Source organism: Agrococcus sp. ProA11 (genome assembly GCF_039880525.1).
GTDB lineage: Bacteria > Actinomycetota > Actinomycetes > Actinomycetales > Microbacteriaceae > Agrococcus > Agrococcus chionoecetis.
Genome location: NZ_CP156989.1, coordinates 989,457 through 1,003,287 on the forward strand (window position 1 = coordinate 989,457; position 13,831 = coordinate 1,003,287).

The 13,831-nt window shown below is 71.5% G+C and carries 8 protein-coding genes; 3 read left to right on the top strand and 5 right to left on the bottom strand.

Annotated elements, in window-relative coordinates; genetic code table 11:
* Positions 1 to 63: 63 nt before the first annotated feature.
* Together ABG090_RS04780 and ABG090_RS04785 are read left to right on the top strand one after the other, a co-directional pair.
* Entirely contained in the window at positions 64 to 4,962 is a 4,899-nt protein-coding gene (locus ABG090_RS04780) for a PKD domain-containing protein (RefSeq protein WP_347756893.1), read from the top strand.
* A 74-nt stretch (positions 4,963 to 5,036) separates the two neighbouring features.
* Complete coding sequence (locus ABG090_RS04785) at positions 5,037 to 6,335, top strand: hypothetical protein (protein WP_347756894.1); 1,299 nt, start codon at positions 5,037 to 5,039, stop codon at positions 6,333 to 6,335.
* Here ABG090_RS04785 and ABG090_RS04790 read toward each other — a convergent pair.
* The 3 genes from ABG090_RS04790 to ABG090_RS04800 are packed head-to-tail and all read right to left on the bottom strand — an operon-like array spanning position 6,265 to position 10,036.
* Positions 6,265 to 7,752, bottom strand: a complete 1,488-nt coding sequence (locus ABG090_RS04790; protein ID WP_347756896.1) for a lipopolysaccharide biosynthesis protein — start codon at positions 7,750 to 7,752, stop codon at positions 6,265 to 6,267. The two genes, ABG090_RS04785 and ABG090_RS04790, sit on opposite strands and share 71 nt — an antisense overlap.
* Positions 7,749 to 8,969 carry a Coenzyme F420 hydrogenase/dehydrogenase, beta subunit C-terminal domain gene (locus tag ABG090_RS04795; protein ID WP_347756898.1) on the bottom strand — a complete coding sequence of 407 codons (1,221 nt, stop codon included), beginning with the start codon at positions 8,967 to 8,969 and terminating at the stop codon, positions 7,749 to 7,751. The genes ABG090_RS04790 and ABG090_RS04795 overlap by 4 nt, the downstream gene beginning before the upstream one ends.
* Positions 8,966 to 10,036 (bottom strand): polysaccharide pyruvyl transferase family protein, encoded by a 1,071-nt coding sequence (locus ABG090_RS04800; RefSeq protein WP_347756900.1) that lies wholly within the window; start codon positions 10,034 to 10,036, stop codon positions 8,966 to 8,968. The genes ABG090_RS04795 and ABG090_RS04800 overlap by 4 nt, the downstream gene beginning before the upstream one ends.
* Before the next feature lie 193 nt (positions 10,037 to 10,229).
* Between ABG090_RS04800 and ABG090_RS04805 the strand changes: the two genes are divergently transcribed.
* A complete protein-coding gene (locus ABG090_RS04805) occupies positions 10,230 to 11,660 on the top strand; it encodes a polysaccharide biosynthesis tyrosine autokinase (RefSeq protein WP_347756902.1) in 1,431 nt (476 codons plus the stop codon).
* On the opposite strand, the gene ABG090_RS04810 is transcribed toward ABG090_RS04805, so the two are convergent.
* Entirely contained in the window at positions 11,640 to 12,614 is a 975-nt protein-coding gene (locus tag ABG090_RS04810) for a DUF6492 family protein (RefSeq protein WP_347756904.1), read from the bottom strand. The two genes, ABG090_RS04805 and ABG090_RS04810, sit on opposite strands and share 21 nt — an antisense overlap.
* Before the next feature lie 40 nt (positions 12,615 to 12,654).
* Entirely contained in the window at positions 12,655 to 13,830 is a 1,176-nt protein-coding gene (locus ABG090_RS04815) for a glycosyltransferase (RefSeq protein WP_347756906.1), read from the bottom strand.
* Position 13,831 lies beyond the last annotated feature (1 nt).

Genomic DNA, 13,831 nt, shown 5'->3' on the forward strand with positions numbered 1-13,831 from the left:
ATGGAGCACACCATGCCCGCTCACCGTCGCCCTCTGCGGGCAGCGCTGGTCAGCACCGCGGCAATGATCGCCGCAGGTGCGATGCTGCTCACCGGAGTCACCGCGGTCTCCGCCGCAGACGGTGACGTGCCACCGGGACCGGTGACGCTCCAGCAGCGCACCGACGGGGTGGTCACTGCCGATCCGCTGCCGACGGTGCAGATCGACAACGGCTACGTCTGGGCGCAGGCGATGATCGGCAACACCGTCTACGCAGTGGGCGGCTTCGAGAACGCGCGCGCGCCGCTCGCCTCGCCGGGCACGAACCTCACCCCGCGCAGCAACATCCTCGCGTACGACATCACCAACGGAAACCTGCTGCCGTTCGCGCCCCAGGTCAATGGCGTCATCCGCGCGGTCGCGGCCTCGCCCGATGGCTCGCGCATCTACATCGGCGGCTCGTTCAACACGGTCAACGGCGAGACCCGCTGGAACTTCGCGGCGCTGAACGCCGCGACCGGCCAGCTGGTCCCCGGCTTCAACCCGGCGATCGGCGGCTCCGGCGTCTACGCCATGGCCGTTATGGGCGACACCGTCTACATGACCGGTCTCTTCTCGCAGGCGAACGGCGTCGCGCGCACCAACCTCGCCGCATTCGACACGACGAACGGCGCCCTCCGGCCGTGGGCGCCGACCACGGATCGACAGGGCGACGCCATGGTCATCGATCCCGGTGGCGCGCACGTCATCGCAGCCGGACGCTTCTACCTCGTCAACGGCGTGGTGCAGCGTGGCCTCGTCGCGCTCGACCCGATCACGGGAGCCATCGACACCGAGTGGGCTGCCTCCGACACCGTCATCAACGGCTGGAGCTCGGGCTCGGCTGCAGGCAAGGCCGGCATCTTCGCGCTCGCGGTCGACGACTCCGGGGTCTACGGGACCGGCTGGGTGTACGCGAACACGACGGTGGGCAACCTCGAGGGCGTCTTCGCCGCTGAGGCGGGCACGGGCGAGATCCGCTGGATCGCCGACTGCCACGGCGATCACTACGGCGTCTGGTCGACCGGCGAGATCGTCTACGCCACCAGCCACACGCACGAGTGCGACACCGTCGGTCTCGCGCCCGAGCTGAGCCCCCGCACCTATCGCTACGTCGAGGCGTTCAGCGCGACGGCAGAGGGCACGCTCACGCGCAGCCCGTCCGTGAGCAGCATCTACAAGGACTGGAGCGGCACGCCGGCGCCGCAGCCCTACGCGTGGTACCCGGACTTCCTGATCGGCCACACGTCCGGCCTCAACCAGGCGGGGCTCTCCATGACGGGCACCGGGCAGTACCTCGCGGTCGCCGGTGAGTTCGTTGGCGTGAACAACCAGCGCTACGAGGGCATCGTGCGCTTCTCGACCGCCCCTCCCGGCGGGCCCAAGCAGGGACCGCGCATCGCGAGCTCCGCGTGGGGCGCGCCCACCGCCTCGTCCACGGTCGCGGGCCGGGTACGCATCTCCATGCCCTCGAACTGGGATCGGGATGACCGTGATCTCACCTACGAGCTGCGCCGCACCGGCACGCCCGGCGTCGTGCAGTCGCAGGTCGTCGGCTCCGGATGGTGGCCGCAGTCCCAGCCTCGCGTGCTGTTCAACGACACCGGACTGACACCGGGGGCGACCTACACGTACACGGTGCGTGCCGTGGATGGCGACGGCAACGCCGTCACGAGCCAACCGGTCACCGTGACGGTCGGCAACGGCACCCCGTCCGACTATGTCAACACCGTGCTCGATGACGGCGCGTCCATCTACTATCCGCTCGGCACTATCGGCATCGACTACGCCGGCGGCGGAAACCCGGTGTTCGGCAGCAATACGAGCAGCATCACCCCTGGCGCGGTCGCGGGCGTGACCGGCGAGACCGCCACCAACTTCGGCGGCAACAGCAACGGTCGTGTCTCGTCGCCCTCGAGCGGCGCCGTCACCTCCGAGTTCTCCGCCGAGGCCTGGTTCCGCACGTCCACCAACCAGGGTGGCAAGATCATCGGCTTCGGCAACTCGCAGACGGGTTCGTCTGCCAGCTACGACCGGCACGTCTACATGCAGAACAACGGCCGGCTGACGTTCGGCGTCTACCCGGGCGGCGTGCGCACGGTGAACTCGACACAGTCCTACAACGACGGACAGTGGCATCACGCGGTGGCGACGCAGAGCGCCGAGGGCATGCGGCTCTACGTCGACGGCGCACTGGTCGGCAGTGATCCCTCGACCGTCGCGGCCCAGGCCTACAACGGCTACTGGCGCATCGGCGGCGACAACCTGAACGGCTGGCCCAACCGGCCGTCGTCGAACTTCTTCAACGGACGCATCGATGAGGTCGCGGTCTACCCCACGGCGCTCACGAGCGGGCAGGTCATGAGCCACTACACGACGGGGCTCGGCCAGGAGGCGCCCACGGCAGCCTTCATCTCGTCGACGGACGACCTGACGGCGACCTTCGACGGCACCGCCTCCACGGCGGACACCGGCGCCACCATCGCGTCGTACTCCTGGAACTACGGCGATGGCACGCCGACGGGATCCGGTGCGGCGCCGACGCACACCTACGCGACGGCGGGCACCTATGCGGTGACGCTCACGGTGACCGACAGCAGGGGGGTGAGCGGAGCGGTGACGCACGACGTCACGGTGCTCGCCGCCAACCAGTCGCCCACGGCCTCCTTCACCACCTCGGCGGATGGCATGGCCGTGGCCGTGAACGGCGTCGGATCCTCCGACCCGGACGGCTCGATCGCCTCCTACTCGTGGAACTGGGGCGACGGCACGGCCGACGGCAGCGGCACCACGGCATCGCACGCGTACGCGACACCGGGGGAGCGCACGATCACGCTGACGGTCACGGATAACCGTGGAGCGACCGGGACGACGACCCGACAGGTCACGGCATCCCATGCCGACCCGACCGCTTCCTTCACCGCGACCGCGTCCGGTCTGCGTGTCGATGTCGATGCCGCGGCGTCATCGGCGAGCGACGGCGCAACGCTGAGCTACGCGTGGAACTGGGGCGATGGGGCGACCGGCAGCGGGATGACCGCCAATCACACCTACGCGGCTGGCGGCACCTACACGATCACGGTGACCGTCACGGACAGTCTCGGCGGCACGGCGACGACGACGAGGGAGCTGACGGTCTCCCAGATCGCCTTCGCCGCGAGGGACGACTTCGAGCGCACGGTCAGCGCGGGCTGGGGTGACGCCGACACCGGCGGCACTTGGACACCGATGCATGGCTCGGCGGCGGTGGCCACGGTCGCTGGCGGCGACGGCATCCTGACGCTCTCGGCCAACCAGACGCGCAACATGGCGCTGCAGGGCCTCTCGGTCGCCGACAGCTCGACCACGGTGACGTACGCGATCGACCAGGCGCCGGCCACCGGCAGCTCGTACGTCGGCATCGCCGCACGGCAGTCGGCATCGCAGAACTACACGGTGCGAGCATGGATGCGCAGCAACGGCACCGTCTGGCTCGTCGCGCAGCGCTCCGGCAGCTCCACGGTGCTGTCTGCGGTGCCGCTCGGCCTCAACTGGACCGCGGGCGAGGAGCTGCAGCTGCGCGTGCAGGTGAGCGGTTCGAGCCCGACCACGATCCAGGCCAAGGCCTGGCCCGCGAGCGGCGCTGAGCCGGCCGACTGGCAGCTGTCGACGACGGACTCGACGGCGGGGCTGCAGGGCTCCGGTTGGGTGAGCCTGCACGCGAATCGCGCAGGATCCGCCACCTCGACCGCGGCCTTCTCGTTCGACGGCCTGCGCGTCACCGACCCGAACACGGGTGGCGGACCGGTGAATGCCGATCCGACCGCGTCGTTCACCTCCACCGTCTCCGACCTGCAGGTCGCGGTCGACGGCGGGGCCTCCAGCGATGCCGACGGCTCGATCGCCTCCTACAGCTGGAGCTGGGGAGACGGCACGCCGAACGGATCCGGCGAGACGGCCAACCACAGCTATGCGGCGGCCGGCACCTACACCGTCGCGCTGACGGTGACGGATGACGACGGCGCGACCGCGACCACGAGCAGCCCGGTGACGGTCACCGCAGCGCCCGGGGGCAACGCCGCGCCGACGGCGTCCTTCACCGCAGCGATGACCGACCTCGATCTGTCCGTCGATGCTGCGGCATCGGCGGATTCCGACGGCACCATCACCTCGTACAGCTGGAACTGGGGCGACGGCACGACGGCCGGCACGGGTGCCACGGCGATCCACAGCTATGCGGCGGCCGGCACCTACACCGTGACCCTCACCGTGACCGACGATGACGGCGCGACCGCGACCACGACCAGGAGCGTAGAGGCGACGGATCCGGTCGTACCGCCCGGCGACTTCGCGGCCTCGGACGACTTCGGTCGCACCGTCGCGCAGGGCTGGGGCACGGCAGACGTCGGCGGCGCCTGGGGCGTCGAGAGCGGCAGCTCGGCGCCGCTGTCGGTGTCGGGCGGAACGGGTGTGCTCACGCTCGGTGCCGGCTCCACGCGCAATGTGCTGCTGAGCGATGCCGACCTGCAGGACGTGCGGGTCTCGGTCGACTTCTCGCTCGACCAGGCACCGTCCACCGGCTCTGCCTTCTTCGGTGTCATCGCGCGCTCCACGGGCGGTGACGACTACCGGGTGCGCACCTGGCTGCGCGACAACGGCACCGTCTGGCTGGTGCTGCAGCACGGCAGGACGGTGCTCAGCACCTATCCGGTGCCAGGGCTGACGCGGGCCGCGGGCGACTCGTTCACCCTGGCCGCCGAGGTCACGGGCTCGACGAGCACCACGTTCTCGGCGAGCATCTGGCGCACCGGCACCCCGGAACCCGCGACCTGGCAGGTGGTGGCGAACGATGCGGCAGGCCCGGATGCGAGCGGTGCCGTCGGCGTGCATTCGAACCGGTCGGGCTCCGCGAGCACGACGGGCGTGTTCACCGTCGACGCGTTCCGCGTGACCGATCTCGGCTGACGGATCCGCGCTGCCCGCCGTCGAACGTGGCCTGAGTAGATTGGGCCCGTGAGGCGACGGCGCAGGGTGCGAGCATGAGCGAGTCGCTGCTCCTGCTCGCCCCGCTCGCACTCTGTGCGGGAGGGGTCGGGCTCCTGCTGTTCCGCGCCAGTCCACGGCTGACGTTCGTCACGTGGACGCTCGTGCTGTTCTTCGTGCCCATCTGGATCGGGGCGACGGTCGGCTTCTTCTGGGCAGCGCTGACGCTCATCACCATCGCCGCGATCATCGCGAACCTCGCCGACCTGCGCCTCACCGTGGTCGACGGGTTCGTGGCGGTGTTCACGCTGCTCGTACTGGTGCTCTACGCCCTGAACCTGGCGACCCTCTCCGCATCCATCATCGCCATCCTGCAGTGGGTGCTGCCATACGCCTGGGGTCGGCTCGTGCTGACGCGGGTGCCGGCGCGCTTCGTGGTGCAGACCATTGCCGCGGTCGCCGTCGCCGCAGCCCTGCTCGCGCTCATCGAATTCGCGACCCGGACGAACCTGTTCGTGCTGGTGCCCGGCCAGGGCGCCTACGCGCAGTGGTCCAGCCTCCAGCCGCGCGCGGCATTCCTCCGAGCCGAAGGCGCATTCGGGCACTCGATCGCGCTGGGCGCATCGCTGGCGATGTCGTCGGCCTTCGTGGTCGCCGCTCGCTGGCGCACGCCGGTCACGCTGCTCGCGCTCGCGGCGCTCGTGGGCGCCGTCGTCGTCACCTTCAGCCGCATCGGCCTGATCACGCTCGGGCTGACGCTCGCGCTGAGCGTGCTGCTGCTGCCGGGCATCCGTCGAACCGTGCGCTGGACGATCGTGGCCGGAGGGCTCGCGGCCGGGGCACTGATCGTCTCGTTCATCGGCAGCGTCTTCGCCGAGGCGGGCGATGAGGCCGGCGGCAGTGCCGACTACCGCGGCGACCTCTTCACCCTGCTGCTCGAGGTGCGGCCGCTCGGCACGGCGGGCGACTGGGCGGACCGCCTGGTCGGCGGCGTCTATCTCGGCAACTTCGCACAGTCGGTCGACAACACACTGCTGCTGATCGCGCTCCGCTTCGGCTGGGTGCCGATGCTGGTGGTCGTCCTCGTGCTCGTGGCGACCGCGACCGGGCTGCTCCGCGGCCGTGCGAATCCAGCGTCGATCGCCGTGACCGCGCAGCTGCCCGCGCTGCTCGCCGTCGCGCTCATCACGCAGTTCGGCATGTTTCTGTGGTTCCTCGCGGGGCTCGCCATCGCCTGGGATGCGCGCCCGCGCGACGAGCTCGAGCGGCGGCTGACGCCTCGGCTCAGTCGGCTCGTCCCTGGGCGTCAGCCTCCGGGCGGCGGCGCCGCACCATCAGTCGCACGAAGACCATGAGCGACGCCGCGTCGCGTCGGTAGATCGGCAGCAGCAGCGACATCGCGGCGACGACGAGTCCCGCCGCCAGGCCGACGCCCACCTCGTGCCACGACCCGAGCGCCTCCAGCGGCCGGCTCGCCCACCACGCGGCAGCGCCGGCGAGCAGGGCGATGGCGAGCACTCGCGCGGCGCCGGCGTAGAGCCTGCGGGTCGGCAGCGGTGTCACGCGGGACAGCCACGCGATCGAGATCGGCCAGGCGATCGCGGGGTGCACGGCGAAGCCGATCGCGACGCCGACCAGCCCGAAGAAGGAGCCGACGACGACGCACGCGATCTTGATGCATGCCGTGACCATCGTGTACCGCAGCAGCGGGCCGCCAAGGCCGCGCGCGAGGTAGACCCAGTAGCCCACGTAGGAGAGCGTGGTGAGGATGCCGGCGATCGCGAACATGCGCAGCAGCGGTGCAGCATCCAGCCAGGCGTCGCCGAGCATGATCGCGACGACGGGCTCGGCGAGCCCGGCGAGGATCGCCAGGGGGATGCCGAGCAGGTAGCCGAGCGCGAGCTGGGCCGCCGTGACGTAGGTGTCGAACCTCGGCTGGTCCTGCTGGATGCGGGAGAGCACCGGGAGCGCGACCGACTGCAGCGGTCCGCGCACCTGCCCGAGCGGCGTCATCACCAGCTGGAAGCCACGGTTGTAGAGCCCGAGCGGTGCGGTGCCGAAGCGCATCGCGACCAGCACCGTGTCGACCTGGCGCGCCGCGTACTGCACGAGGTTCGCGGCGACGAGGTTCCACCCGAACGTCACGAGCGCTCGCACGCTGTGCGCGCGCGAGTACGCGCGCGGCACCCATCTGCCGGCGATCATGACGCCGACGAGCACGATGCCGGCGTTGGCCAGCTGCTGGATGACGAGCGCCCAGTAGCCGGCGCCGAGCAGCGCCGCCGCGATCGCGACCGCGAGGGCGATGGCGGCCGCCGCGACATCCGTGATCGCCAGCGGACGCAGTCGCACGGCGCGCATCAGGTTCGCCCGATGCTGCGTCGCGAGACCGTTGAATACGAACACGAGCGAGAGCCACTGCGCCATGCCGACGATCTCCGGCTCGCCGATGACCGCGCCGAGCGGCCACGAGATCGCGAACATGACGATCGCGAGCCCGGCCCCGATGAGCGCGTTGAGCCAGAAGAGGTTGTCGCGCTGCCCGACGGAGAGCTGCGGGGCCTGGATCGACGCGGAGGTGAGCCCGAAGTCGCGGAAGATCTCGCCGACTCCCACGGCGACCAGCACGATCGCGAGCATGCCGTAGTCATGCGGGGAGAGCAGCCGTGCGAGCACCACCACCGAGACCAGCTGCAGGACGATGCGCGCGGCCTGCGCCGCCAGCGTGAAGAAGGCGCCGCGTGCCGCGTCGTGCGCGAGCGACGACGTCATCGCCGAGCTCCCTGTTCGCGACGCACGCGCGCGAAGGTGCCGCGCAGCGCGCGGAGGGCGGTGCGCGGCGCGCCCAGCGACAGCCTGAGGAGCCGGTAGCCGCGGTACGCGGGCGGACGCCGGCCCGCGAACCGCGAGCCCAGCAGCCTGGCGCTGAGGAAGCGTCGGCGTCCCGTCTGCAGCGGCTGCGCCCGCGCCAGCTGCGCGATCTCCAGCGGCTCGAGCACGATCACGCCAGCCGCCTGCGCATCGAGGATGGTCTGGCGTCCGCGCGGTGTGCGCGCGAGCAGCGCGCTCCGGCCCTCGCCCTCAGTGAAGACGGGGTAGCCCCGGTCGTCGGAGACCCAGGAGTCGGCCGAGACGATGTCGGCGGACTCGCCGACGCCGTCGACGCACACCTTGCACCGCCACTGGGTGGTGGGCCCGAGCCGGCGCCCCCATGACTCGTCGTAGTCGGCGGTGACCACGCGCTGCTCGGATCGAGCGGTGAAGCGGCCGGGCCAGCCGTTGCCGCGGTAGCGCAGCTCGTCGACGGCGTCGCTCGCACCGATGCCCAGGTCGGCCAGCAGCGCATCCGTGCCCGACTGGCTCGGCGTGCCCGCGCAGAAGAACGACAGCAGCAGCGGCGCTTCGCCGTCGATCAGGTCGCTCGCGGTCTGCCGGATCGCCGAGATCTCGCAGGGCTTGCCGCAGACGGCCGAGTCGGGTCGGAGCACGTCGGGCGAGTCGAGGGAGGCCACCGGCGCGTACCGAGAGCCGGCTGCCCGCAGGGCGTGCTCGCGGGAGGTGATCGTGACGGGCACCGAGCGCCGAGGAGTCGCGGGATCTGCGGCGGCGCCGGTCACGCGCGCCGCGCGCCCGCTGTCGACCAGCCAGGTGTGGATCGCGCTGAGCGCGCCGCCGCTGCTGCCGGCATGTCGGAGCTCGGGGTCGGCCGCCCAGGCGTTCCAGATGCCGACGTGGGCGCCGAGCAGCGGATGGATCGTCGCATCCTCCGGCGGTGACGGTGCTCGCACGAGCACGCCGGGGCAGCCGCGCCGGAAGATCGCGGTCGCGTTCGGGATCGCCCGCGAGGCGCCGTCGAACCGCGGTCGGAGATAGCCGTCGGCGTCGAGCGCCATGCGCAGCGACGCGTCGAGCCTCGTGCACAGCCCGCATCCCGAGCACGCCTGCCGAGCGACGACATCGCCGACGGCGCGCTGGAAGCCGTCCGTCACAGCGCGTCCAGCCGGTCGACGAGCGGCTCGAGCAGCCGCTGCCCTCGCAGCTGCGCCGCAGCGGCATCCGCTGCCAGCGTGTTTTGCCTGGCATGCCGGAGCACGGCTGCCGCCAGGTCGTCCGCATCGGCGATGGACACGACGCGATCCCAGCCGATCGACTCCATGAGCGGCGCGAACTTGCGGGAGTACGCCATGGCCACGGTCGGTGTGCCGGTCGAGAGCGCGTTCAAGCACGCGTGCATGCGCGCGCCGATGACGAGCTGCGCCGAGCCGATGGCCGAGCGCGCCTCGGCCAGATCGGCGGGGATCAGGAGGTCCACGCGGTCGCCGTAGGTCGCCGCCAGCTCCCGCGACACCGGCACGTCGTCGTCCGGGTTGCCGGACTCGAGCACGTGGGGGAGCAGCGTCACGGCGCGGCCCTCGGCGAGGAGTCCTTCGACGATGGCATGGATCGCGTCTCGGTACGAGGACGCGTCGATGTGGTCATCCGCCTGCCAGAGCAGCCCGGAGACGTTCAGCAGCACGTCGCGCGGCGTGCCGGCGACCGGCTGGTCGAGTCCGAAGACGAGGTCGCTGGTCACCGCATCGGGTCTGCGGCCCATGCGAGCCGCCGACGCGGCGCTGAGCGGATCGCGCGCGAACACGAGGCTGCTGCGCTGCAGCGACCTGCGGGCCAGCGCGCGGCCGCGCGCTGTGCTGAACGGGCCGATCGTCTGGGGTGCGAGCACGACGGCCGCGCCCGCCTGCGTCGCGAACTCGTGCACGAGCGACATGGTCGTGTGCCTGGGCAGCCCGTAGATGTCGGCGAGGCTGTCGCCGGAGCGGGTGTCCCATACGAGATCGAACCCGGCGAGCCAGTCCATCATGCCCGTCGTGCCGGTGACGCGCTCGCGCAGCAGCGCGCCGGTGCCCCAGGCGATCTGCGGTGGGCGGCGGCGGTAGTTCATGTAGACGAACTCCGCATCCGGCCAGCGCCGCCGAAGCAGGTCGGCCGACCCCTCTCCGAGCGCACGCACGCCGAGGTTGGGCGATGAGTCGTCTGCCCACGCGACGAGCACGCGCATCGTGACCTCCCTCACGTCAGCCGTCCCGGGGAGACGGCGCCGCTGCTGTGCGAGACCGTCCACCCCACGCTATCGGCACGCTGTTGCGGGCGTGCGGTTGCTGCGCGGGTAGTGTCTCCACCATGAGCAGTCGTCACGAGCGCTCGGAGACCGGCGCGCAGGTTCGCCCTCGTCGCGCCGCCGAGGAGCCGACATGGTGATGGTCGAGCCCGCGACCTGGAACCTCTCTCACGTCTGGGAGGCGCTGCGCAAGTTCTGGGCGCTGATCGTCGGGCTCACGATCCTCGCCGCCGGCGCAGGCTACCTCGTCTCCTCCTCCATCGAGCCGCAGTTCCAGTCCCGCGCCTCGCTCTACTTCGCGCTCAACCAGGGAACGTCCGGCTCCGATCTGAACCAGGGCTCCGCCTACACGCAGAACCAGATGCTCTCCTTCGCGCGGCTCGCGACATCCTCGCGCGTGCTCGAACCCGTCATCGCTGAGCTCGACATGGAGATCGAGCCGCGCGCGCTGGCCCGCTCCATCGCCATCGCGATCCCTCAGGACACGGTGATCCTCGACGTCACGGCGACGTCGAACGACCCCGACCGCGCGGCCGCGATCGCGAACAGCGTCGCCCAGGAGCTGGCGGCCGTCGTGCAGGATGTGGCCGCCGAGGGCGTCGAGGGATCGGCGAACATCACGGCGTCGCTGATCGACGACGCGGTGCCGCCCACGGTGCAGACAGTGCCGAACAAGACGCGCGACGCGATGCTCGCGGGAGCGATCGGCTTCCTGCTCGGCGTGCTGCTGGCGTTCATCGCGACGATCGCCGACACCAGGGTGCGCAACGAGGCGGCCGTCGCGCGCGTCACGGACGTCCCGGTGCTGGGTGTCGTGACCCGCACGAAGCGGAACGTGCTGGCGGGCCTCATCGTCGCGCGCGAACCGCACAGTCCCGTGGCTGAGGACATGCGCAGGATCCAATCCGCCCTGGCCTTCTCGTCGCTGGACGGCGGCTCCCGCCGACTGCTCGTCACCTCCGCCTCGCCGGGCGAGGGCAAATCGACGTTCTCGACGAATCTCGCCCTGACGCTCGCGGACACCGGGGAGCGCACCCTGGTGATGGATGCGGATCTCCGCCGACCTCGGGTCGGCGAGCTCTTCGGCCACGACAGCTCCGTCGGCATGACGACGGCGCTGATGGGCGATGTCGAGCTGTCGGAGGCGATCGTGTCGTGGGGCGAGCGGGGCCCGGACGTGCTGAGCTCCGGCGCCGTGCCGCCGAATCCGGCGGCGATCGTCACCTCGCAGGCCTTCCGCTCGATGCTCGACACGGTGTCGCAGCGCTACGACGCGGTGATCATCGACTCGCCGCCGGTGCTCACCGTGGCCGACTCGAACCTGCTCGCGCCGCTCGCCGACGGCGTGGTGATCGTGGTGGACTCCTCGAAGACCCGGCGCGCGCAGCTGGCGAACACCGTGCGCTCGATCGAGTCGGCCGGTGGCCGCATCCTCGGCATCGTGCTCAACAAGGCGCGCGCCTCCAGCCATCGCAACACCTACTACGCCGAAGCGCCCAGCGATGGTCGCCGCCGGGGCTCGCGACCGCATGCGGCGCGGCACTCACCGACCGCCGAGGACTGAGAGCCGCTCAGCGATCCGGGCGCGCGCGACCGCGGGCACGTAGGAGCGGCGGAAGCGGCGCACGAAGGCGCGGGCCTCGGCGGCGCTCATCAGCTCTCGCTCGGTCCAGAACGCGATGATGTGTCGCCTGGTCGCCGCATCCGCCCGCACCAGTACGCGGCGGTGCACCGAGAACCAGCGCGCATCCGCGTCGTCCCTCTCACGGATCGCGTCGCGCGCGCCCTGCTCCGTGGCGCGGCCCGGCCAGATGATGGGCGCCCGGATCGCCGCACCGTTGACCGGCACGCGCTGCTCCCGCCGGATCGACCACCCGGAGTACAGGAAGAACTCCAGCAGCCTCGCCCGCTCGAACGCGGTGGCGAACGGCTCGCCCGCGGTCGCCTCGACGTCGTCGATCATCCGCAGGGCGAGCGCCGTGTCGATGACGAACGGCGTGATGGTGGTGGGGAAGTCCTCGATCGCGCGGGCCACCGCTGCGTCGTCCGCGCCCAGGAATCGGAGCGTGCGCTCGAGATCGCTGCGCAGCGGGTGCTCCGTGTAGGGGTGGGTGCCGCCCCGCGCCGTGCCCGTCGCGTCGACGAAGTCGCTGGCCGCCCCCGGCGCGACGAGATGGTTCTTGGCATCGAGGATCACGTAGTGGCTGGTGCCGATGCGGCGGGCGATCAGCAGCTTCGCCGCCTGCTGGCTGCGCCAGCCGGCCGTGCTGCCCCGCACGCCGAGCTCCGCGGTGCGCAGGAAGGTCACGCGGGGCGCGAGGATCGGGCCGAACTCGGCGAGCACCCGCCGGCGCGTGCGCCCGGGCATGCCGCCGGCGCAGTTGTCGAGCACGATGATCTCGGCCACGGCGGCCTCATCCAGGAAGCGCGCCAGCGATCGCGCCTGGAGGCGCAGCAGCGGGATCTCGGGCTCGAACACGACCGTGACGAAGGTGAGCGCGCGAGGCGCCGCGGTCATGATGCGCGCTCCGCCGTCGCCGTGCTGTGCCGCTGCCCACTCATGCGAGCACGGGCGAGGCGCGGGAATCGGGCTCGGGATCGCCGCGGCGGGCGTGCCGCGCCGTGGTGTGGATCGATGCGCCCGCCGCGAGGTCCAGCGCGAGGCGCTCGTAGTCCCGCGCCACGTCGTCCCAGCGGAAGTCGCGGATCGCCCGATCCTGGTTGCGGAGGCCGCGGGCGATCACCTGCGGCTCGTCGGCCTCCACCTGCGCGAGGATCGCCGCGAGCGATGCCGGGCTGTCGAAGCACCAGGCGTCGTCGTCGAGCACCTCGCGGTTGAAGTCGACGTCCCACGCGATGGTCGCGGTGCCAGCGCCCATGGCGCGCAGCAGCGACGGGTTCGTGCCGCCGACCGAGTGGCCGTGGAGGTAGGTGTAGGCGTGCGCGTAGAGCGCGTCGAGGAGCTCCTGATCCCAGACGCCGCCGAGCAGGCGGATGCGCTCGTCGCCCGCGGCGGCCTCGTGCACCGCCCGCGTGTATTCGGCGCTGTACGGCGCCGACCCCACGACCGCGAGGGGCAGCTGCGCGTCGCTCTCGCGGTAGCCCTGCACGATCTCGAGCACGTGGTTCTCGGGCTCGAAGCGCGCGACCGCCAGGTGGAAGCGCTCCGGCTCCAGCCCGATGGCGGTGAGCGGCGCGGTGGCGCCGCGCTGCAGCACCGGAGCGCCGTAGCGGATCAGCTCGGTCGGAGCGCCGAACTCGGTCGCGTAGTACTCGGCGATGCCCGGCGCATCCGCGATCAGCGCGTCGGCGGTGCGCACCGCGCGCTGCTCCGCCCAGCGGTAGTAGGCGCGGCCGGCCCCGCCCCACTTGGCTCGGCGCCACTCCAGCCCGTCGACGTGCACCGCGACCGGCACGCGACCGGCTCGCAGCAGCGAGACGTAGGGCGCGTTGGCGGCGTTGAACACGAAGGCGACATCCGGCTTCGCGCGAGCGAGTGCGCGCATCGTGGCGATGCCGGTGCGGCTGAGCGTCTCGAGCTGCTTGAGCGGCACGGAGGGCACGTGCACGATGCGCATGCCGCGGTGCTCGCTGATCTCGGGATCGGTGCGGTCACCGAAGACGGTGACCTCGTGGCCGTTCGCGGCGAGCCGAGCGCCGATCTCCTCGACTGCGGTCTCGAAGCCGCCGTAGGCGGCGGGCACGCCCCTGGTGCCGAGCATGGCGATGCGCATG